Consider the following 20,776-nt stretch of genomic DNA (forward strand, 5'->3'; position numbering starts at 1 on the left):
CAAAATAAGGGAGAAGGGAGCGACTGTCTGAATCCCGCGGTGGCCTGCGTTTTGTGCAGGCCGCTAGGATGAGTTTCGTGACCGCTTATTTTGACGAGCAACGCAGGATACAAGCGGAAGCTAGGGTGCCCTTTCTTTTGGTTACTTGTTCTTTGGGCAAGCAAAGAAAAGTAACTCGCCTAGGGGCGAAAAGGAATGGTGAATATATTAAGAAATGCGTATTAAGAGCTTACCGAACACGCAAAATTAGCTTTTCGATTGAAATTAAGCTAAGCATGAATCTCGCCGGGATTCTGGCCTCCGCCAGAATGACGACATTTTATGTTGGTCGAGCTGACTTAAGTCAGTCGATGCGCAGCGTGCACCATATTTGTACAAGCATTTTGTTGCGCAGGCTGTTTTGTACGAAACTCAAGCTAACCACGCCGCTGATACACCATATCACTATACTGCAACCCTTTTTCCGAAGTGTTCGCCTGTTTCGACACCAGCTCCCACTCCCCCATATCCAGTTCGGGGAAAAAAGCATCTCCCTCTACCTTCACAAACACCCGGGTAAGGTATAAACGTGTCACCTGCGGCAATCCTTGCAAATACAATTCCGCACCACCAATCAGGAACGGCTCATCATCCCCCGCACAAGCCGCCAGCGCTTCGGGTATCGAATGCACAACCTTTGCCCCATCTACCGTATATGCCAGATCACGCGTCACCACCACCGTCGTCCGTCCTGGCAGCAAACGCCCCAATGATTCAAAGGTTTTACGGCCCAAAATGATATGGTGCCCCATGGTGAGTTTCTTGAAGCGTTTCAAATCTTCCGGCAGATGCCATGGCAACTGGTTATTGAATCCGATCACACGGTTATCCGCATGCGCTACGATCAGGGAAAGTGCTTGCATAGTGTTCTTCTAAAACGCGGACAGGCGCTTGAGGTCATTAATAATGGCATGGCTATGACCATCGGGATTTACATTGCTGTAGATCTCGGCAATCGTGCCCTGCGGATCAATGACAAAAGTAGTACGTTTGGCCACCTTGATCACAACCAGGTTAAATAAAGTGCCATACGCATCGGCAACCTGTCCATTAGTGTCGGCAAGCAAGGGGAACGGTAAACGATGCTTGTGTGCAAACTCGGCATGACTTGCAGCATTATCAACACTGATCCCGACCACTTCGGCACCCAAGGCATGGATTTGCTGGATATCGTCCCTAAATTGACAGGCTTCTTTGGTACAGCCAGGCGTATCGTCTTTCGGGTAAAAATACAGCACTACCCATTTGCCTTGCCAGTCTGCCAGACGACGCGTTCCGCCCTGGGCATCCGGGAGTTTGAAATCGGGTGCTTTCATACCTACACTGAGTCGCGCTGAGGGCTGGTTATATTGACGATAGCCCCACACGGCCAGCCACAATATGAGCCCATACATGATCAGTTTGACAAGCATTTCGCATTTTTCCTTTCTAAAACAGCCTTCATGACAGATGGGTCGTTGACGCATCAAGCTGCTTATTGTACCTTAATCCGCCATTTCCTTTTTTTAAGGCTTGCCGCAAAACATTCGAAGTATTGCAGTCATCCACATGAATAATGAAGCCATAGCAAAACTGCTGAAACTGATCGCTGCCGACCCGCAAAGGTGGGAAGCGTATCAGAAACTGGCAGGCTTGATGCTGCAAAACGATGAGTTTCATGCTGCCGAGCAATACTTGCTGCAAGCCATCAGCCTGCAGCCGAAAGCGCTACAATTAAGGCTGCAGCTTGCCAACCTCCAGATGCGCACCCAGCAGTTTTCAGCTGCGCACGACTCTTACAAGCAGGCGATTAAACTCGATGCCAGGCAGGCGCAGAGCTATTACCTGGATGCACGGGCACTTAAAAACCTTGGTCGTCCACAAGAAGCGATTTTGCGTTTGCGTACCGTGACCAAGCTGGACCCGCAACACGCTCAGGCATTTACCGAATGTGTCGACTTGATGCTGCAAACACAACAGTTTGAACAGGCTGTCACCGTGCTGAAACAGGCAGTCAGCGCACATCCTGAACATGTGCATTTTCACTACCGGCTGGGTGTATTGCACCAGCAATTACATGCATCTGCCGAGGCGCTGGCATGCATGGATGCCGCTATCAGGATTCAGCCGGATTTTGCCGAAGCACACCATCAACGTGCATTGATTCTGCAATTGCAAGGACAACATGCGGAGGCTTTAAAAGCGTTTCATCATGCAATCGCCTATCAACCTAATTTACCGGTGCCGTACAATAATCGCGGTGTTGTACTTTGCCAACTTGGCAACTACCCTGAAGCCATTGCTGACTTCAGGCAGGCATTACAGCTGAACTCCGGTTATGCCTCTGCGCATTGCAACCTGGGCCTGGCCTTGTATGAAAATGGCGATACCGATGAAGCTTATCAATGCCTTGAAACCGCGTTAAAGCACGCGCCCACTCATGTCCAGGCACGCTATGTCCTGAGCATGCTAAAACTGGCGCGTGGTGAATACGAAGATGGCTGGCCCATGTATGAATCACGCTGGCAGGTATTAACAACCAGTGGATTGCCCAACCGGCAATTGTTGTGGACGGGCAATACTTCCCTGGTCGGCAAAACCATTTTGATCCTGTCAGAACAAACATTAAGCGACACCCTGCAGTTTTGTCGCTATATCGAGTTAGTGAAAGCCTTTAAGCCTAACCAGGTGATCGTCGCTGTTCCAGACACCCTGTTTAATCTTTTTAATGAACTGTGGGGCCAGGATGAGGTGATCCAGGTCATGCGGCAGGATGGCCGTGCCCTGCCGCATTTTGACGTATATTGCCCAATGCTAAGTTTGCCGATGGCGTTCCAAACGGTCCCTGAGGCGATTCCTGCTGCGCTACCCTACCTGCAGATTGCTGAGCGGCATGCGCAACCATGGCAAGACCTGCTTGGCCCTGCAAGAAGACTACGTATTGGCGTGAACTGGTGCGGTGATGCGCATAATAAATACGACCGTCAACGCAGCATTCCGCTGCATTTGATGGCGCCTTTGTTGAAAATGGAAGTCGAGTGGCACAGTTTGCAGAAAGAGTTCAGGCGAGAAGACCACATCATGCTCAAGCGTTTTCCCATGCTGGAATGCCATCACCCTTTACTGGGAGATGTTACCGATACTGCCGGGTTGATCATGCAAATGGATTTGATTATTTCGGTTGATACAGCGGTCGCGCACCTGGCTGCGGCACTAGGCAAAAAAGTGTGGTTGCTATTGCCGGCACAAGCACATTTCCGCTGGTTACAACAGCCAGAAACATGCGCATGGTATCCTGGCATGCGGCTCTTCAGGCAGGCGCCTGGCACCTCATGGGAAACTTTGATTGATACAGTGCATCAGGCCATTACCGATGTGCTTAGCCAAAGTTACCGCACGGAATAATTATTCCGCGTCAGGCACGCCAACGATGTGCATGACACGCGGCACATCCACATGCAGTAACTGTGCAATGTCCTTGTAATCATCCGGTAATGCCGCGTTATCCCATCCATCAGCAGAATGCCTGGCCAGGTTAACGGCAAATTGCACATTGCGTACACGCGGCAGGTGCGCGCGTTGCTCATCCATCAGGTCATTCAACAATGAAGGCAAGTTAAACGTCCGGACCAGTTCAGCTTGTAAATCAATGACTTTGAACCCGAGCACCTCTTGCTGGACAGCACGGCTGCGTAAGGTTCTATCGGCTAACTGGCGCTGATGGATTTCACTCATGGCATCGGGGTTAAAACACCACATCAGCATTTCAGCAAAATCATGCAGGGAGGCTGCCACACGCAATTCTTCGGCATGTAAATCCATCAAATGGGATGCAAATTCCGCAGCAAAATAACCAGCGCGATGGGCACGCACCACGAGTTTAATTAAATCGACCAGTGCGGCAACATGCTGGCTTAGCATCTCTTCCACATGCGGTACGGTAGGAATCTGCTCAAAAAAGGTGCTGGTCCCCATCATGATAATCGCTTGCTCTACCTGCACCAGGTCTTGCAATTGGTGGCGACTACGATGGTTATTGGCAAAGGTCAGCACTTTAAATGTCATCAGCGGGTCATTGATCACCACACGCGTGATATCACGCGCGCCGGTTTCATCTTCTCGCTCGCGCAGCTGTGCCAGCTCCCTGGCAGTTTGCCGCAATACCGGAATATCGGCATTGTCAAAGAAAGCCACCCAGTCGGAAATGTTCCGGTTAGCTCTTGCTTCGGTAAGTGTCACCATGTAAATGCCCCTGCTTGAGTTTTATCCGCCCGAGTATAAAACAATGCCCTTTTGCAGCATGTGTCGATGAGTCACTGAATTCATTGCCTGTTTTCATCATGCCTTAACCATTTTAACGTCGCAAAAGCCCTGTTTCTTTAGGCATAAGACACAAATGGCTATGTTAGAATGCAGTTTTTGTGACGGATTTCGGAGTCAGGCGCCTATGTCGCGACTCCAGTGTGACCAAATTTATGGCGATTACTCTGCATACCCCCGAAGATATTGAAAAAATGCGCGTAGCCGGGCGTCTGGCCTCAGAAGTCCTGGATTACATCACGCCTTTTGTCGTGGCAGGGGTTACCACCAACAAACTGGATCAGTTATGCCATGACTATATCGTCAATGTGCAACAGGCGATTCCAGCACCGCTGAATTATGCGCCGGATGGTCACACGCCTTACCCGAAATCTATTTGCACCTCGATTAACCAGCAAATCTGTCATGGTGTCCCCAGTGAGAAAGACCTGAAAAATGGGGATATCGTTAATATCGATATCACGGTGATCAAAGATGGCTACCATGGCGATACTTCGCGCATGTTTCTGGTGGGCTCTCCCTCGCCACAGGCCAAGCGTTTATGTGAAATCACCTACCAGGCCATGTGGCGTGGCATAGAAAAAGTAAAACCTGGCAATACCCTTGGTGATATAGGTTACGCGATTCAATCCTTCGCTGAAAAAAATGGCTACAGTGTTGTACGTGAGTTTTGTGGCCACGGCATAGGTAAAAAATTTCATTGCGAACCACAGGTGCTGCATTACGGGAAACCCGGCACCGGCGTCACACTTAAGCCTGGCATGATCTTCACTATTGAACCCATGATCAATGCCGGAAGACGCGAGATCAAATTCATGTCTGATGGCTGGACTGTAGTGACTAAGGACCGCAGTTTATCTGCACAATGGGAGCACACCATCGTGGTCACCGATGATGGTTTTGAAATCATGACCGTTTCCGACGGGTCTCCGCCACGCCCTGCACTGTAAAACTCAGGCCATGCCAATGATTGCCAAAGAACAGCTCAAACAATGGCGAGAGTGGTTCCTTGAGTCCAGCCAGCACATTGCGGCTGCCTACCTGGCAGCACCTAATGCAAAACACCTGTTACAGCAAACCACCCGCCATATTGACCAGTTATTAAGGGAAATCTGGTCTACGTTCCAATTACCCGATAACGTCAGTCTGGTCGCCGTCGGCGGCTATGGCCGGGGAGACATGTTCCCACATTCAGATATCGACCTGCTGATTCTAATGCCGGAAAGCAGTGATGATGCATTGCAAGCGGATATCGAATCGCTGATCGGCGCATTATGGGACATAGGCCTTAATATTGGCCACAGTGTGCGTACCCTGCCAGAATGCCTGGCAGAAGCACAGCTGGATGTCACTATCATGACCAACTTGCTGGAAGCACGCTGGCTGATCGGTCCGAAAGCCACCTTCAAAACTTTGATGCACACGCTGCATACGCAATTGGACAAGCCGCGGTTTTTTGCTGAAAAATTACGTGAGCAGCAGATCCGCCACGCAAAATTTAATGATACGGCCTACAACCTTGAACCAAACATCAAGGAAAGCCCGGGCGGCTTGCGTGATTTGCATATGATCCTGTGGATATCACAAAGCCAGGACTTGGGCCATGATTGGAAAGACCTGGTGCACACCGGTCTGCTAAGCCCTACACAGGCCCGCCAGCTGAAACGCCACGAACGCTTACTGCAAAACTTGCGTATCCGGCTGCATCTGCTTGCCAAGCGACGCGAAGACAGACTGGTATTCGATTTTCAGAATACACTGGCCGAGCAAATGGGTTATCAGACCACCCCTCAAAAACGTGCCAGTGAACAATTGATGCAAGGCTTTTACCGAAGTGCCAAAGCCATCATTATAGAAAACGAAGTGTTGCTGAAGTTGATGCATGCCAGTGTTATTCCACAGGCCGAACCAGCCACTGTGATTGATGAGGATTTCGTACTTTCGCAAGGCTTGCTCAGTGCACAGGCACCTGACCTGTTCCAGCATAAACCAGAGGCTATCCTGCGCTGTTTTCAACTTTTGCAGCAACACCCTGCCATTGCGGGATTCAGCGCGCCATTAGTCAGGGCGCTACAGGCCGCGCAACCGCTCATCGACACCAAGTTTCGTCAACGGCCCGCAAACAAAGCCCTGTTCCTGCAGATATTGCACGCCCGCGAAGGCGTACACCGTAGTTTACGACGCATGAACCGCTACGGCATCCTGGGTCGTTACATTCCGGTGTTTGGCCGTGTCATCGCGCAAATGCAGCATGACCTGTTTCATGTGTATACGGTTGACGAGCACACCATGAACGTCTTGCGCAACCTGCGCCGATTTGCCAAACCCGACCTGCGCCATGAATTTCCGCTATGCAGTCAGTTGTTTGCAGAATTCAGCCAGCCGCATTTACTTTACCTGGCAGCGATTTTTCATGACATCGCCAAAGGCCGTGGTGGTGACCATTCTTCGCTTGGCACCATCGATGCCAGACGTTTTTGCCAGAAACATGGCTTGCCCAAGGCCGACACCAACCTGGTCGCCTGGCTGGTTGAGGCTCACCTCAAGCTCTCCAGCACCGCACAGAAAAGTGATTTATCCGATCCGGATGTGATTGAAAGCTTTGCAAATCTGGTCGGTTCGGAATATCGCCTGACAGCCTTGTATTTACTCACGGTAGCCGATATCCGTGGCACCAGCCCGAATGTATGGAACGCGTGGAAAGCCAAATTGCTGGAAAGCCTTTTTTTACAGACTAGGCGCGTATTGCAGCAATCGCTGGATACTGAAGCGCAGCTAAGCCTGCGTAAACAGGAAGTATTGCAGAAACTCAGTAGCTTTAACCTTAAAGAAGATTCGGTAAAGCCTTTATGGCAAGCATTTGGTGAAAGCTATTTCAACCGCTTCGACAGTGATGAAATCGCGTGGCAAAGCCGCTTGCTTATCCCGCATCAACAGACTGAATCAGCCATTGTACGTGCGCGGCTCAGCCCCAAAGGTGATGGTATCCAGGTCATGATTTACAGTCGTGACCAAAAGGAGATTTTTGCGCGAATCTGCCACTTTTTCGACAGCATGCAATACAACATCGTGCAAGCCAGGATCTACACCACCACGCATGGCTATGCGCTCGATAATTTTATTGTACTGGAGCCTGAAACCCAGCAAATCAGCTACAACGGATTACTCAAACATATTGAGCAAGGGCTGACTGAACAGCTTTCCGGGTCAACGGCGATTCCAACGCCTATCCGCGGTCGTGTCAGCCGACAGGTAAAACATATGCCATTAACCACGCAGATCTTCATCCGCCCTGCCAGTACGCATCATGATCATCAGCAACAGTTCCAGCAACTTGATGTCATTGCCAATGACCGGCCTGGTTTACTGGCCTGCATGGCGCTGGTATTACTAAATAATGATGTCGCTTTGCATAATGCAAAAATCAATACCTTGGGCGATCGGGTGGAAGACAGTTTCCTGATTTCCACCAGTGACGGAAAACCACTCAACGAAGCACAGATCGACGCATTAAAAACGGCTTTTGGTGAACTTTGATCATCTGCGTATGATGACTCGTAGCCTCTGCGATAAGTTGACTTGATAAACTTAAATAGATCGACATAGCGCTACGTGCAGTCCTGGTAGCGAAAACCCTGGCGTTAAAGCGTTGAGTATCTATTGGCACTATCGTTTTTAGTATTTTCGATTCAAGTCTTTACGACCTCGTGAACCTCAATGCATTTTTTACACTTGTGTTCAGACGCTTAATCAAGCGCAGATGATTTAAACCGCTTGATGGCTTAGAATAGTGGCCTCACCATGTTTACTTATCCGCAACTTACCTCACTCGAACAAGCCGGTTTACCGAAACTGACTGCGCAGCCTAGCGCTATCACGAATAAGTTTGAGGATAGTACGCATCAGCTTTTTTATTGCCAGACAGCAGATGGTGAAATGGTACTGAAAGTTTGCAATCAGGCGACTATCAGAAGATCTTCCTTTTGGTCAGGTGCAAACCGTTTATTTGCGGCTGACTTTCCAAACAGCCTGGGCAATATCCATTTCACACATCATTTCCTGGAACAATCCGGCGGGCTCACCGTGCCGGATTTTGTCGCAGCAAGTGCCAACCGATACATACTCACCCGCTTTTTAAATGGTAAAGATCTAGAAACGGAAAATATCACTGATCAATGGGTGATCCAGTTAGCCGAACATATCGCAAAACTCCACCAATGCAGTTACCCTGGTTGGGGCACGCTACATGCACCCCAATTTTCTGCAGCAGATTGGGCTAGCCGCTTACATGACACACTAGTTTTTTTGGCTAAGCAACACGATACGATGATGGCTGAACCGTTACTGGCTGAGATGTCAGTGCACGCAACCAATATTCAGGAAACCGGGTTTGTGCCGGTGATGCTGGATTTACGCTGGGATCAATTCCGTTGCTTGGGCACAAATAACTTAGCGCTGATTGACCTTGATGCGTTTGTGATCGCGCCGCGCGCGCTGGATCTGGTGTTACTGGAATATGTATTAACATCCGCACAATTGGTTGTATTCAAACAGCGCTATACTCAAACACATAGTTGGCCTGAACATACCAAAAATACTCGCTGCTACCAGTTGCTGTTGTTTTTGATGAATGTGTTAGGTGAAAGTGATTTGGCAAATTGGATGCAGCGAATATAAAACTCAATTCGCTGCACCTTTAATTTACCATTCATGCATTTACCGTTTACGCAGTTTGTTGCCGGTAAAGCTTTACCCAACTGATAAAACCTACAATTGCCAGGATAGTGTTCAATACAAATAAAGCGGCCGTTGCATAATAACCTGTTTGAATATACAAAAGCGTCGCAGCGCCATCAATCACTGCCCAATAAAGCCAGTTTTCCAGTACTTTCCTGGCGATGAGCCATGTGTTCATTACAGAAAAAACTGTCGTATAAGCATCTAACACCGGACTTTGCGATTGTCCGGTTTTTTGCAAATAGGCACTTACCAAAGCACTCACTGCAATACCAACCGCAATAAAACCTATATGCCAAAGCCAAGGCCAACGGCTGATCGACAGTGTGTCAGCTTGCTTGCCATGTTCATGCCATAGCCAGAAGCCATATATCGCCATACCCATATAATAAAAATTCAGCAACGCCTGCATGGGAAGCTGGCCTTCCCAGAACAACGCGGTGTAAACCAGCGTACTGAAGAAAGCAAACGGCCAGCACCATTGCGACTCTTTTGCCGCCAGCAAAATATAGGCAACCCCCATTAAAGCGGCGGCGATTTCCCAGGGGGACATTTGCTGTAATGCAGTCAGGACATGCTGAAAACTATCTTGGTTCATGTTTAGGCAATATCAAAGAAGTGGCAAGTACGAGAAAGTACATTTAAAACGAAGCAGATTTAAACATCAACAACATCAGCCCTGTCCGTGCCGATAAATTTCATCACAAACACACTGTGCGGCAGCGCATTGAATACCGCTTCCATTTCCGCATCCAGGCAATCCATCACTTCACGGTATTCGCCAAAGACTTGCGTCGCCAGGCTGTTGCGCTTTACCACCAGGTTGGGATTGGCTTCAAGTTTATTAATAAACGCCAGAATCGGCTCTACATAGCCTTCGGTTAAGGGATACAAACTGATATCGACTGAAATACGCATTACTTCTCCTTTTAATCAAGCGGGCTCTAACAACCCTGCCAAAATATTTTTAGTAGTCATAACTCACAGTAACGCCAGCGACGCGTGGCTCCGCAAACTGGACATATTTTTCTTCTGTATAGCCATTGGCCGGATTGTTACCAAAGAAAAAACCTCGCGTGGCATAGTCTTTATCGAATAAATTTCTTACCCATAGCCGCACTTTGTAATGACCATGCTTGTAATCAGCATTGGCATTCACAATCGCATAAGCGCTAGATTTCGAATTGTTACTATCTGAAAAGTAAAAGCCGTCTTTACCCTCCACGTTGGCGCGCAGTGTCCACACATCATTCACATAATATTCAGAGCCTAAGTTAAAGGTATATTTAGGCGCATGTGCGACTTGGCGGCCATCATAGCTCACGCCATTGACCGAGTGCTTATCAAAGGTAGCATCTAGCAAACCAAGCGAACCAAGCAAACGTAAATTGTCAGTCACAAACCAATCCGCGCTCGCTTCCAGGCCTTGATGGGTCGCGCTTGAGGCATTACCAGTAAACTCAAGAAATTGCACGCCATTGGCAATAGAGTTTTCAACCTGCGCTTTTTGTCTATCGGTATAAAAAGCGGCTAATGCGGTTTTTAAGCGCTTATCGAACCAGCTAGATTTCACGCCCAGCTCTAAACTTACGTTATATTCAGTATCAAAAGCCAGTCGATTTGATGGCAGTGCCGCATTATTATTCACACCACCAGATTTATATCCACGCGATAATGTGCTGTAGATAAAGTGGTCTTGATTCGCTTGATAATTTAAGCCAATTTTCCCGCCAAACAAGCCTTCATTCTGACCAATTTTCAAGGCATCTGAATCACCATATCTGGCTTTAAAATACTCTATACGTGCACCCGTGGTCAGCGTCAGTTTATTGGTTAAATGTGTATCAAGCTGACTGTAAATAGATGTATTTTGTGTGTCGTAATCGCCATTTCTAAGCGTTGCACCAAAGATGCCGAAATCAGAGTTTTGCTTAAACTTTTCATCCTGGTCGAGGAAATACAAGCCGACTGTCCAATCGGTAGTGTCGTTAAAAATACGACCAGCCTTATCCGACAATGCCCGCAGTTCAAAAGAGTAATTTTCACGATGCCGATCAAAACGCTCAAATCCTACATAAGGGCCCAACGCAGGATTGAACTGCCCTACATACCCCCAGTCGGCATCGTAGCTATAGACAATATCACTCTTTAGGTAAGTGGCATTTGATTGAACAATCACTGCATCCGAAACTTGCCAGTTGGTGTTTAGCGCAAACGCATTGGTGAGCTGTTTATCTTGCCCGGGGTGGTCAGATAAACTGTTGCGGCTGTTATCCAATGTAAAAGCGTCATAGCCATTATCTATATTCAAATGGGTATAGCCTAAATCCACAGTAAAATCGTCAGAGGCTAGTAATCGTAATTTGCCGCGGAAAGTCAGCTCATCCTGATTTTGGGTATTGTCACGATTCAAAAAATCGTTGGTCATGTAGCCATCCGACTTGTGACTGTAAATGGAGGCGCGACCTAATAACTTATCTTCAACCAAAGTGCCACCTACCGCGACACCAAAATTTCGCGTGTTGTATTCAGCCAGGCCGGATTCAGCACGCAGGGAAAACTCTTTGGTAGGTGCTTTACTGCGCATATTGATCGTCCCGGCCAAGCCATTGGTGCCGAATTTCGTGCCTTGCGGGCCGCGCAGAATTTCAATTGAATCAATATCAAACAAAGTGGCTGCGCCTCCCGTACGGCTAAAATCCACCCCATCAATCACCAGGCCAACCGATGGATTCAGCGGCGCACTGAATTGGCTAGTTGCACCCATGCCACGAATTTGAAAAAACTGACCGCGCGAAGCACCACTGGACAAGTTCACATTCGGGGCCAAGTTCAAGACTTCTTCCAGATGCTGCGCGCCGCGTGACTCTATGGTTTCTTTGTCAATTTCTGTCAGGCTTACGGCTGTTTTCTCTGCGGTGCTGGGGCGAAAATCAGCGCTCACCACGACTTCAGGGAGCTTCACTACCTTGTCATCTTCGGCACCAAACGCAGGTGTGGTCAGTAACAGCCCAATCAGGGACAACGGTTTTGTAATCGGTTTCAAGATAATCCTTTCTATAAAATACATAAAAAGGACAGGGGAAGAGTGACAATGACGTGAGTAGACTTGTTGATGGAAACAACAAACCAAAAACATTTGCGTTGTAGGTGCTCTGCCTGTCCCTACGCCAGCATTATCTGGGTCAGGTTCATTGGGTTCCTCACTTGCGCGAGATCTCAGGCGTTGCCACCCCAAGGCGATTTGATTTTTCAATCAGGATGAGATTGTAGGTTGATATTGCTTACTTTGCTAGTTAGTGATGTTGTTTGGCGCTTAATTTATGCGCACTTTGCAAAGTTTAATGCTTTGATACACACCTGAGGCCAAAAACAAAAAACCCTGCGATGCAGGGTTTTTTTAAATTGAAAACTTGCTATTACATTCGATTAGAAATGTTTATAGTGTTTTTTCAATTGTTTAACGACTTCCCACTGGGATTTCAGGCCTTTTGGAAACTCAACATAGTCACCAGCTTTGATAGTCACTGTGTCGCCACCTTGTGGAGTCACTTTGAATTCGCCTTCTAACACGTAGGCTTTTTCAGTAGCTGTGAAATCCAGTGGGAATTTTGAAGGTGCGCAATCCCAGGTGTTCCAGCTTTTTACGCCCAGTTCTTTCAACTTCTCTTCTGACGGGTTATGGTCGATGATGATTTGTGTCATGACGTTTCCTTAAATAATGAATAAAACTGCAAATGAAAATGCCGCAATCCTGCGGCATCGATGTCTGGCGGAAGAGGTGAGATTCGAACTCACGGAGGGCGTGAACCCTCGACAGTTTTCAAGACTGTAGCATTAAACCGCTCTGCCACTCTTCCGGAAGGCAGAATTATAACAAACTATCAGTCATCTGGAAGCGTTATTCCAGGAAAAAGTACATCATTAAAGCCAAATTTTGTCATATCGCGGATTCGCATCGGGTAAAGTATGCCGAAAAGATGGTCACATTCGTGTTGCACGACCCGTGCATGGAAGCCGCTCACAGTGCGATCGATGACACTCCCTTGCGGGTCAAACCCTTTGTAACGCAAATGTTGGTACCTTGGCACCAGCCCGCGCATACCGGGAACTGATAAACACCCTTCCCAGCCCTCCTCTTCTTCATTATCCACGGGTGTGAGTTCAGGATTGATGAGGATGGTAAATGGTACTTCTTCGGCATCGGGATAACGCGGGTTTTTGCCGACGCCAAACATCACCACCTGCAAGCTCACGCCAATTTGCGGCGCGGCAATGCCCGCTCCATTCATATCGCTCATGGTGTCATGCATATCCTGTATCAATGCATGCAACGCTGGCGTGTCAAACGCTGTGACTTTTTCGGCTACTTGATACAACACCGGGTCACCCATCCTAAGTACTGGTCTAATGGCCATGATCAGAGATAAATTTACAGAAAAACAATATTATCCAGTGGTGCAATTGTGGTCGGACAGACATTGTGCAATGACACATTTCACTTTTTCCATGGTTTGCTGCAACAAAGGCATGACCTGATCAAAATGAATGGCTTGGGCACTATCACCACGGCCAGCAGCAAAATTAGCTACCGGGCAAATAGCCGCATACGCTACGCCAAGTTCGCGCGCCAGCACAGCTTCCGGCATCCCTGTCATGCCTACGATAGTCGCACCATCCCGCTCATAGCGGTCTATCTCCGCGGCAGTTTCCAGCCTGGGGCCTTGTACGCATGCATACACGCCTCCTTCCACCAATGCACAGCCGGCATCGGCCGCGGCTTTCTGGCAACGCTCGCGCATGGTTTGAGTATAAGGCTGGGTAAAATCAATGTGTCTCACCGGCAACTCGACACCATCGTGGTAGGTATTATCCCGGCCATAGGTATAATCCAGAATCTGGTGAGGTAATACGATATCCCCCGGGATGAGGTTTTGTGAAATACCACCTACCGTCGCTACCGCCAGCAAGTCGGTCACGCCTATTGAATGTAACGCCCAGATATTGGCGCGGTAATTGACTGCATGCGGGGGAATCGTATGCCCGCCACCATGACGCGCCAGGAACACCACTTCTTTGCCATTGATTTCACCAAACACCAGCGGTTGCGAAGGTTTGCCATACGGCGTGCGCACAATCAGGCGTTTTGAAATATTCAGATTGGTCAGCTCAGTCAACCCGGTGCCACCGATAATGCCTAACATCCTATCATCTCCAACATTCAATCCTCTTTACAGCCAGTTAATCTCCAAGGTGTAAGCGTATCACGTATTTATGGCATACTTAAGCCATGCAAGCCTTTTCCAAGCCAGTGACAACGCCGGCCAGCCTGCAGCTGGCACATACACATTATGAGAATTTCCCGGTAGCTTCATTGTTGCTTCCCGCACATCTGCGCTATGCGGTGAGCGTAATTTACCAGTTTGCACGTGAAGCCGATGACATTGCTGATGAAGGCGACGCCAGCCCTTCTGAGCGATTGCAGGCATTGCAATCCTATGAAGATGAATTGTTGCTGATTCAGGCGTATATCCAGGCAGAAAAACCGTTTTTCAAAACGCTGCAGCAAGTTGTTAAAACGCATCAGCTGGATGTGCAATCTTTGCTGGACCTGATCAGCGCATTCAAACAGGATGTAGTCAAAACCCGTTACGCAAACTTTGAAGAACTTCTGGATTATTGCCGACGCTCAGCCAATCCGGTCGGCAGGTTGATGTTGCAATTATATGCCGCAGATACACAACAGAATCGTCAATGGTCAGACCACATTTGCACCGCTCTGCAGTTGATTAACTTTTACCAGGACATTGCCATTGATCTGCAAAAGCATGGTCAACATGCACGTATTTATTTATGTCAGGATGAAATGCACGCAGCTGGTATTGTGGAGCAAGACTTAAAAAACCAGCGACTGGATGATATCTGGCAGGCATTCTTTTTGTACAATGTAGCCCGCGCCGAGCAATTCTTGCTCGCAGGAAAACCACTTGGGCACCAGCTGACAGGCCGCATTGGTTTCGAACTGCGCATGATAGTCGCCGGTGGCGAGCGTATGATTTATAAACTGAAGCGTTGCCATGGCGATATTTACCATCACCGCCCAACGCTGCATGCTTTTGACTGGCCGATAATTTTGCTGAAAGCCCTTTTTAAACAATGACCCCGCAACAATACTGCCAGCAGAAAACCAGACAAAGCGGCTCCAGCTTTACCCTGAGTTTTTTGTTTTTACCGAAGCACAAGCGTGAAGCGATGACAGCACTCTATGCCTTCTGCCGTGAAGTGGATGATGTGGTGGATGAATGTACGGATTACCAGATCGCACAAACCAAGCTGCAATGGTGGAAGCTGGAAATACATCGTTTATTCCATGAAACACCGCAGCACCCGGTCACCAAGGCCTTGAAGCCTGTAGTGGAAACGTTTGGACTGCAGGAAGCGCACTTCATCGAGATTATCGATGGCATGCAGATGGATACCCAGTACAACCGCTACGCCGATTTTGAGCAATTGGCTTTGTATTGTTATCGCGTTGCCAGCGTCGTTGGCTTACTCTCGGCGCAGATTTTCGGTTACAGCGATAAATCTACATTAGGCTATGCGCATGATCTGGGAATGGCTTTCCAGCTAACCAATATCATCCGCGATATCGGCGAAGATGCCCGACGTGGCAGGATCTATATACCGATTGATGCGCTGGAAAAAGCAGGTGTTTCAGAACAGCAGTTGTTGCAAAGCCAGGCATCTGCACAGACACAAACGCTATTGTTCAAACAGATTGAACGTGCAGAAATGTTTTATGACAAAGCCATCAGCCAGTTGCCTGAAGCTGATATCAAAAACCAGCTACCTGGACTGATGATGGCAGCCATTTACCGTGCATTACTGCAGGAAATCAAGCAAGACCCCAATCTGGTGCTTAGCCACAAAGTCATACTGCCACCTTTCAGGAAACTGAAACTGGCCTTGGGCGTATGGTTTAAACGCCGCTGATGCACTGGAATGCTTAACTACACACCTACTCCCCGCAATATCGCGGTTGTCGGTGCCGGGCTGGCCGGACTGGCGGCCGCACACACCTTACTGAGTTCAGGACACAAAGTATCGCTATTTGAAGCTGCCCCGCAAGCCGGTGGCCGTGCGCGTGGCGTACCACATGCTGAAACCATATTAGATAATGGCCAGCATTTATGTATAGGGGCTTATCAGGCCACACTGGCATTATTAGGTGAGGCTGGCCTGAACCCTGAGCATGTCTTTACTCGTTTGCCGCTAGCATTGCATATGCATCATGGCGCACATCGCATGTCACTCGTCACACCAAGCTGGTTACCTGCCCCCCTGCATTTACTTTGGGGATTGCTTACCGCGCGTGGATTGACTTTTAACAGTAAGTGGCGAGCCATACGCTGGATGTTGCGTTTAACACAGTCTGCATTTACCCTGGCACAAGACATCACTGTTGAAAGCCTGTTACAGCAAGGCCAGCAAACAGAAACTGCCATCAAAACCTTATGGGAGCCTTTGTGCCTGGCCGCATTGAATACCCCTATCCAAATCGCCAGTGCGCAGGTGTTTCTCAATGTACTGCGTGACAGCTTTCAACAGAAACGTTCAGACAGTGATTTTCTGATCCTGAAGTCGGATTTATCCAGCAGCCTGATTGAGCCTTTGCTAGAGAAAATTACCATCCTAGGTGGCACGGTATTACTGCGCACGCCTGTGGTGGCAGTCAAAAACGAAACCTCACATTGCGTGCTGGAAACTTCAGATGGCAAACGGTTATTCGATGATGTGATTCTAGCCGTAGGCCCGCATCAATTGAAAACCGTGACCAGTGACATTGCGGTGCCGGCATTTGACTACCAGCCTATCACCACGATATACCTGCAATATTCGACTAGCACCAGGCTGCCCTACCCGGTCATGGGATTATATGGCGGTCTGGCCCAATGGGTATTCGACAGAGGGCAATGCTGTCACCAAGCAGGCTTGCTGGCAGTAGTGATCAGTGCACATGGGCCATTAAATGGCGATAAGACAGCATTGATACGACAATGTATGAGTGAATTGAATCAGGCATTATCATCGCATGATATCCAACTTGAAGCAGTGCCCTCGTGGACGCAAGTCATTACCGAGAAGCGCGCCACATTCAGTTGCACGCCAGATCTAAATCGCCCGCAAAACAAGACATCCCAGCCGCATATCTACCTTGCGGGCGATTATACGGCCGGACCCTATCCAGCCACCATTGAGGGCGCTGTCAGAAGTGGAGTCGCGGCTGCCAATCTGATTGGGCTAGGCAGAACCCCACTTAACCAGCTTTAAGCTTGCGGATCTTTACAGCCTACTACCAAATGGTTTCTGGCCGGGACATAGATACCGTCACCCGCATCCGGATAAGTCTCACGATAGGAAAGATGCGGATCAACCTCAAAACCATGTGAGCAGTTTTCACTGGCTTTAGCCTTGCATTGCTCCAACGTGGTATTGAATTCACTACAGGTGAGTTTATAGCCCGGCCTGCCATCGCTGGTTGCGTGTGGGGTTGGCTGGTTACTTGCGCAAGCAGATAACAGCAGGGAAATCAGTATTAGCGTTTTTTTCATTGCGTCTCTCCATTTCCACCTTTATTACATCACGTCATATTATTGTCATAATAGTGTGTTATAGGCACACCTTTGTTAAGGCAATAAACGAACCATATAGTTTCATGAAGATTTTGTGAAAAAAACCGCGCCGATTTAAGGCCAAGCCTTATCCAGACTTGTATCCAGACAGCTACAAACTGCTACAAAACCGGGCGCTTTGTAACTGACCCGGCAGTCCAAATTTCTTATACTGCACTCACTGGAATCAATACGCAGTCATGAATCAATACGAAGTTTTTAAAAAATGCTCAGTTAAGAATAAACAGGATTTTATGCATAGCGGGCAGTTGCCCTGGAAATGCCTGTTGGCACAGTGAATAAAATTGAAAAAACTAAAGGCAGATAAATCGCGAAGCTAGATTAGCAAATATCAAACCCACTTCCCTGTGGCTGTTCAACCCTCTTCTGGACAACCACCACTCAAGGCAACGATGCCACTCCCTGACATCGTTGCCATTTTTTTATCCGCGCAATAAATCGATGGCTTGTTCCAGCCTGTCAATTGCATCAATATGCAAGCCGGGCACGCCACCCTTGGGCGCATTGGCCTTGGGGATAATGGCATGGGTAAAGCCGAGCTTGGCAGCTTCTTTTAAACGCTCTTGCCCGCGTTGTACTGGCCGCACTTCTCCCGCCAGCCCTACTTCACCAAACACAATTAATTTGTTTAATAATGGCTTATTTTTAAACGAAGAAACAATCGACAGTAGCACTGCCAAATCCACTGCTGGTTCGCTGATTTTCACGCCGCCTACCGCATTGATAAATACATCCTGATCAAAACACGCGACGCCGGCATGGCGATGCAATACCGCCAGCAACATGGCCAAGCGGTTTTGCTCCAATCCCACACACAGTCGCTTGGGGTTTGGAGCATGGGAGGTGTCAACCAATGCCTGTATTTCAACCAATAAGGGACGCGTACCTTCTTGCGTCACTGTAATGCAGGATCCTGGAACAGGGGTATCGTGATGTGACAAAAACAAGGCAGACGGATTACTGACTTCCCGCAAGCCTTTTTCAGTCATGGCAAACACGCCCAGCTCATTCACAGCGCCAAAGCGATTTTTAAAAGCACGTATCAGCCTGAAACTCGAATTCTGGTCGCCTTCGAAATAGAGCACGCTATCGACAATATGCTCCAGCACGCGCGGCCCGGCCAATGAACCTTCCTTAGTAACATGGCCGACCAATATCATGCTGATGCCTAATTGTTTCGCGATACGCGTTAACTGCGCGCTGCATTCACGCACCTGTGCCACCGACCCTGGCGCTGACTGCAACGCTTCAGAATACACCGTCTGGATGGAGTCAATAATCACCAGATCAGGCTGGTGCTGCTGCAATACCTGGCTGATTTTTTCCAGATTGATCTCAGCCAGCACATCGACCTGGCTGGCATCCAGCCCCAGCCGCTTTGCCCGCATGGCGATCTGCTGCGCAGACTCCTCGCCGCTGATATAAAACGATTTCAGGTTCTGTGACACCTTGCACACCGTTTGCAGCAGCAGGGTCGATTTACCGATGCCAGGGTCCCCACCAATCAGCACCACCCCACCTGCCACCAGGCCACCGCCCAATACGCGGTCAAACTCGGCAATCCCGGTCTGCTGTCGCGAGACATCCTGCGCCTCCACATCTGCCAGCTTCTGTAATTGCGCGGTAGGTGCCAGGCTGGCAAAACGGCTTTGGGTGACTGTTTCCGGTACGGTTTCCACCAGGGTATTCCAGGCATGGCAACTAGGGCATTGCCCCTGCCACTTAGGTTCTGAGGCACCACATTCGGTACAGGTATATTGTGTTTTAGCTTTTGCCATGAAAACCTTGATTTTTCTTATTGTGTGACTATGAGTGACAGCGACTGCGTTTGGAATCTAACCACAGTAAAGATCACTCGTAAATCTCAACTGGTTTCTTTCAGGAAACGGGAATAAAAACTCGCATGACCCCTTGGATGCTTCAAGTTAGCAATTAATCAATCACGTGCATAGGCACCCGTGCCGCCACTGCACACAGCAATTCATAGCCTATGGTGCCGCTGGCCTGCGCCACTGCATCAACAGGGACTAAATCGCCCCATAGCTCTACGCTGCTGCCAATCTTAGCCTCTGGAATATCGGTGATATCAGCTGCCAGCATATCCATGGAAACCCGGCCTAGGGTCCGGGTCAGCACATCATTCACGACAATAGGTGTCCCGGTTGGCGCATGGCGTGGATAGCCATCAGCATATCCGCAAGCGACAATCCCAACGCGCGTAAATTTATCAGCAGTAAATAAGCTGCCATAGCCTACACTTTCGCCCGCCTGAATTTCCTGTACGCCGATGAGTCCGGATTGCAGGCTCATGACAGGCTGCAACCCCAATGAAACAGCTGTTTTATCTGCGATTGGTGTAGCACCATAAAGCATAATACCCGGTCGTACCCAATCAGCATGGGTTTGTGGCTGCTGGACAATAGCTGCTGAGTTAGCCAGTGAGCGTTTATAAGGCTTAGTAGGCATCGCTTGCGCCACGACAGCCATGGCCTGAGTGACACCGTCTGCCAGATCCGAATTAGCAAAATGCGTCATCAGTACGATTTCACTGACATTTCCGCTGGTAGTTAATTGATCTAACACTGCTTGATAAGCAGAAGGCTGGAAACCCAGTCTATGCATGCCACTGTCTAGCTTGAGATAAACACGTAGTGGCAGATTCACTTGGTATTCAAGTAGCCATTGCAGCTGATCCTGACGAGAAATGACCATGTCCAGCCGGTAACGATCTGCCAGCGCTATTTCTTCAGAAGAAAAAACGCCTTCCAGCAATAGTATGGGATGCTGGTATCCGGCATCACGCAAGATGACAGCCTCGCTGATATTCAAGACCGCAAATGCATCGGTTTCTTTTAGCCCACGGGCGGCATTCAGCAACCCATGACCATAGGCATTCGCTTTGACCACCGAAATGACTTTGGACTGTGGTGCAAATTGCCTGACGCGTGCCAGGTTATGTGCCAATGCTTTTTCTGAAATATAAGCAACGATAGGACGCATATTGAAAA

Annotated in this window: 19 protein-coding genes, 1 tRNA gene and 1 riboswitch; of the genes, 7 read left to right on the forward strand and 13 right to left on the reverse strand. The window is 48.7% G+C overall.

Going from position 1 to position 20,776, the window contains the following annotated elements:
- Nucleotides 1-416 precede the first annotated feature (416 nt).
- The gene (locus VK958_RS03300; RefSeq protein ID WP_325239006.1) at nucleotides 417-902 is read right to left on the reverse strand and encodes a dihydrofolate reductase; all 486 of its coding nucleotides are present in this window, start codon (nucleotides 900-902) and stop codon (nucleotides 417-419) included.
- 9 nt (nucleotides 903-911) lie between these two features.
- Complete coding sequence (locus VK958_RS03305; RefSeq protein WP_325239008.1) at nucleotides 912-1,451, reverse strand: peroxiredoxin; 540 nt, start codon at nucleotides 1,449-1,451, stop codon at nucleotides 912-914.
- A 136-nt stretch (nucleotides 1,452-1,587) separates the two neighbouring features.
- On the opposite strand from VK958_RS03305, the gene VK958_RS03310 reads away from it, so the two are divergent.
- Complete coding sequence (locus VK958_RS03310; RefSeq protein WP_325239010.1) at nucleotides 1,588-3,423, forward strand: tetratricopeptide repeat protein; 1,836 nt, start codon at nucleotides 1,588-1,590, stop codon at nucleotides 3,421-3,423.
- Here the strand turns inward: VK958_RS03310 and VK958_RS03315 are convergent, their stop codons facing one another.
- Nucleotides 3,424-4,260 (reverse strand): HDOD domain-containing protein, encoded by an 837-nt coding sequence (locus VK958_RS03315; protein ID WP_325239012.1) that lies wholly within the window; start codon nucleotides 4,258-4,260, stop codon nucleotides 3,424-3,426. It abuts the gene before it with no gap.
- A 233-nt stretch (nucleotides 4,261-4,493) separates the two neighbouring features.
- On the opposite strand from VK958_RS03315, the gene map reads away from it, so the two are divergent.
- The 3 genes from map (at nucleotide 4,494) to VK958_RS03330 (ending at nucleotide 9,015) form a co-directional block, all read left to right on the forward strand.
- Complete coding sequence (gene map / locus VK958_RS03320) at nucleotides 4,494-5,288, forward strand: type I methionyl aminopeptidase (RefSeq protein ID WP_325239095.1); 795 nt, start codon at nucleotides 4,494-4,496, stop codon at nucleotides 5,286-5,288.
- Between the two features lie 10 nt (nucleotides 5,289-5,298).
- The gene (locus VK958_RS03325; RefSeq protein WP_414683833.1) at nucleotides 5,299-7,875 is read left to right on the forward strand and encodes a [protein-PII] uridylyltransferase; all 2,577 of its coding nucleotides are present in this window, start codon (nucleotides 5,299-5,301) and stop codon (nucleotides 7,873-7,875) included.
- Between the two features lie 264 nt (nucleotides 7,876-8,139).
- The gene (locus VK958_RS03330) at nucleotides 8,140-9,015 is read left to right on the forward strand and encodes a phosphotransferase (protein ID WP_325239015.1); all 876 of its coding nucleotides are present in this window, start codon (nucleotides 8,140-8,142) and stop codon (nucleotides 9,013-9,015) included.
- 46 nt (nucleotides 9,016-9,061) lie between these two features.
- Here VK958_RS03330 and pnuC read toward each other — a convergent pair whose 3' ends face one another.
- The 7 genes from pnuC to VK958_RS03365 all read right to left on the reverse strand — a co-directional run bounded on the left by pnuC (nucleotide 9,062) and on the right by VK958_RS03365 (nucleotide 14,279).
- Nucleotides 9,062-9,673, reverse strand: a complete 612-nt coding sequence (pnuC, locus tag VK958_RS03335; protein WP_325239017.1) for a nicotinamide riboside transporter PnuC — start codon at nucleotides 9,671-9,673, stop codon at nucleotides 9,062-9,064.
- A 59-nt stretch (nucleotides 9,674-9,732) separates the two neighbouring features.
- Entirely contained in the window at nucleotides 9,733-9,993 is a 261-nt protein-coding gene (locus tag VK958_RS03340) for a YkoF family thiamine/hydroxymethylpyrimidine-binding protein (protein WP_325239018.1), read from the reverse strand.
- 49 nt (nucleotides 9,994-10,042) lie between these two features.
- Nucleotides 10,043-12,121 (reverse strand): TonB-dependent receptor, encoded by a 2,079-nt coding sequence (locus tag VK958_RS03345; protein WP_325239019.1) that lies wholly within the window; start codon nucleotides 12,119-12,121, stop codon nucleotides 10,043-10,045.
- A 98-nt stretch (nucleotides 12,122-12,219) separates the two neighbouring features.
- Nucleotides 12,220-12,322, reverse strand: a riboswitch (TPP riboswitch).
- A gap of 182 nt (nucleotides 12,323-12,504) precedes the next feature.
- Nucleotides 12,505-12,780: a cupin domain-containing protein gene (locus VK958_RS03350; RefSeq protein ID WP_019881932.1), complete on the reverse strand. Its 276-nt coding sequence runs from the start codon at nucleotides 12,778-12,780 to the stop codon at nucleotides 12,505-12,507.
- Nucleotides 12,781-12,845: 65 nt separating this feature from the next.
- A tRNA-Ser gene (locus tag VK958_RS03355) sits at nucleotides 12,846-12,935 on the reverse strand.
- A gap of 24 nt (nucleotides 12,936-12,959) precedes the next feature.
- Nucleotides 12,960-13,493: a peptide deformylase gene (gene def, locus VK958_RS03360; protein ID WP_325239020.1), complete on the reverse strand. Its 534-nt coding sequence runs from the start codon at nucleotides 13,491-13,493 to the stop codon at nucleotides 12,960-12,962.
- 30 nt (nucleotides 13,494-13,523) lie between these two features.
- A complete protein-coding gene (locus VK958_RS03365) occupies nucleotides 13,524-14,279 on the reverse strand; it encodes an S-methyl-5'-thioinosine phosphorylase (RefSeq protein WP_325239021.1) in 756 nt (251 codons plus the stop codon).
- Nucleotides 14,280-14,365: 86 nt separating this feature from the next.
- Here VK958_RS03365 and hpnC point away from each other — a divergent pair, with 86 nt between their 5' ends.
- From hpnC to hpnE, 3 genes are read left to right on the forward strand one after another with little or no spacing between them, the layout of a single operon-like run.
- A complete protein-coding gene (hpnC, locus tag VK958_RS03370; RefSeq protein WP_325239022.1) occupies nucleotides 14,366-15,235 on the forward strand; it encodes a squalene synthase HpnC in 870 nt (289 codons plus the stop codon).
- The gene (gene hpnD / locus VK958_RS03375; RefSeq protein WP_325239023.1) at nucleotides 15,232-16,068 is read left to right on the forward strand and encodes a presqualene diphosphate synthase HpnD; all 837 of its coding nucleotides are present in this window, start codon (nucleotides 15,232-15,234) and stop codon (nucleotides 16,066-16,068) included. Before hpnC ends, hpnD begins: the two co-directional genes overlap by 4 nt.
- 9 nt (nucleotides 16,069-16,077) lie before the next feature.
- On the forward strand, nucleotides 16,078-17,406 hold the full coding sequence (hpnE, locus tag VK958_RS03380) for a hydroxysqualene dehydroxylase HpnE (protein WP_325239024.1): 1,329 nt from the start codon (nucleotides 16,078-16,080) through the stop codon (nucleotides 17,404-17,406).
- Here the strand turns inward: hpnE and VK958_RS03385 are convergent.
- From VK958_RS03385 to alr, 3 genes are all read right to left on the reverse strand, one after another.
- Nucleotides 17,403-17,687: a hypothetical protein gene (locus VK958_RS03385; RefSeq protein WP_325239025.1), complete on the reverse strand. Its 285-nt coding sequence runs from the start codon at nucleotides 17,685-17,687 to the stop codon at nucleotides 17,403-17,405. The genes hpnE and VK958_RS03385 overlap by 4 nt on opposite strands.
- A 503-nt stretch (nucleotides 17,688-18,190) precedes the next feature.
- A complete protein-coding gene (gene radA, locus VK958_RS03390; RefSeq protein WP_229007563.1) occupies nucleotides 18,191-19,546 on the reverse strand; it encodes a DNA repair protein RadA in 1,356 nt (451 codons plus the stop codon).
- Between the two features lie 154 nt (nucleotides 19,547-19,700).
- Nucleotides 19,701-20,768: an alanine racemase gene (gene alr / locus VK958_RS03395; RefSeq protein WP_325239027.1), complete on the reverse strand. Its 1,068-nt coding sequence runs from the start codon at nucleotides 20,766-20,768 to the stop codon at nucleotides 19,701-19,703.
- Nucleotides 20,769-20,776 lie beyond the last annotated feature (8 nt).

This window comes from Methylophilus sp., assembly GCF_035460085.1.
Classification (GTDB): domain Bacteria; phylum Pseudomonadota; class Gammaproteobacteria; order Burkholderiales; family Methylophilaceae; genus Methylophilus.

What these genes read in the sequence shown, in the direction of transcription:
- alr (WP_325239027.1), bottom strand. Translation starts at nt 20,768, where the DNA reads ATGCGTCCTATCGTTGCTTATATTTCAGAAAAAGCATTGGCACATAAC.
- VK958_RS03350 (WP_019881932.1), bottom strand. Translation starts at nt 12,780, where the DNA reads ATGACACAAATCATCATCGACCATAACCCGTCAGAAGAGAAGTTGAAA.
- VK958_RS03365 (WP_325239021.1), bottom strand. Translation starts at nt 14,279, where the DNA reads ATGTTAGGCATTATCGGTGGCACCGGGTTGACTGAGCTGACCAATCTG.
- VK958_RS03385 (WP_325239025.1), bottom strand. Translation starts at nt 17,687, where the DNA reads ATGAAAAAAACGCTAATACTGATTTCCCTGCTGTTATCTGCTTGCGCA.
- VK958_RS03330 (WP_325239015.1), top strand. Translation starts at nt 8,140, where the DNA reads ATGTTTACTTATCCGCAACTTACCTCACTCGAACAAGCCGGTTTACCG.
- hpnD (WP_325239023.1), top strand. Translation starts at nt 15,232, where the DNA reads ATGACCCCGCAACAATACTGCCAGCAGAAAACCAGACAAAGCGGCTCC.
- VK958_RS03310 (WP_325239010.1), top strand. Translation starts at nt 1,588, where the DNA reads ATGAATAATGAAGCCATAGCAAAACTGCTGAAACTGATCGCTGCCGAC.
- VK958_RS03305 (WP_325239008.1), bottom strand. Translation starts at nt 1,451, where the DNA reads ATGCTTGTCAAACTGATCATGTATGGGCTCATATTGTGGCTGGCCGTG.
- hpnC (WP_325239022.1), top strand. Translation starts at nt 14,366, where the DNA reads ATGCAAGCCTTTTCCAAGCCAGTGACAACGCCGGCCAGCCTGCAGCTG.
- radA (WP_229007563.1), bottom strand. Translation starts at nt 19,546, where the DNA reads ATGGCAAAAGCTAAAACACAATATACCTGTACCGAATGTGGTGCCTCA.
- def (WP_325239020.1), bottom strand. Translation starts at nt 13,493, where the DNA reads ATGGCCATTAGACCAGTACTTAGGATGGGTGACCCGGTGTTGTATCAA.
- VK958_RS03325 (WP_414683833.1), top strand. Translation starts at nt 5,299, where the DNA reads ATGCCAATGATTGCCAAAGAACAGCTCAAACAATGGCGAGAGTGGTTC.
- pnuC (WP_325239017.1), bottom strand. Translation starts at nt 9,673, where the DNA reads ATGAACCAAGATAGTTTTCAGCATGTCCTGACTGCATTACAGCAAATG.
- VK958_RS03340 (WP_325239018.1), bottom strand. Translation starts at nt 9,993, where the DNA reads ATGCGTATTTCAGTCGATATCAGTTTGTATCCCTTAACCGAAGGCTAT.
- VK958_RS03315 (WP_325239012.1), bottom strand. Translation starts at nt 4,260, where the DNA reads ATGGTGACACTTACCGAAGCAAGAGCTAACCGGAACATTTCCGACTGG.
- hpnE (WP_325239024.1), top strand. Translation starts at nt 16,078, where the DNA reads ATGCTTAACTACACACCTACTCCCCGCAATATCGCGGTTGTCGGTGCC.
- VK958_RS03300 (WP_325239006.1), bottom strand. Translation starts at nt 902, where the DNA reads ATGCAAGCACTTTCCCTGATCGTAGCGCATGCGGATAACCGTGTGATC.
- map (WP_325239095.1), top strand. Translation starts at nt 4,494, where the DNA reads ATGGCGATTACTCTGCATACCCCCGAAGATATTGAAAAAATGCGCGTA.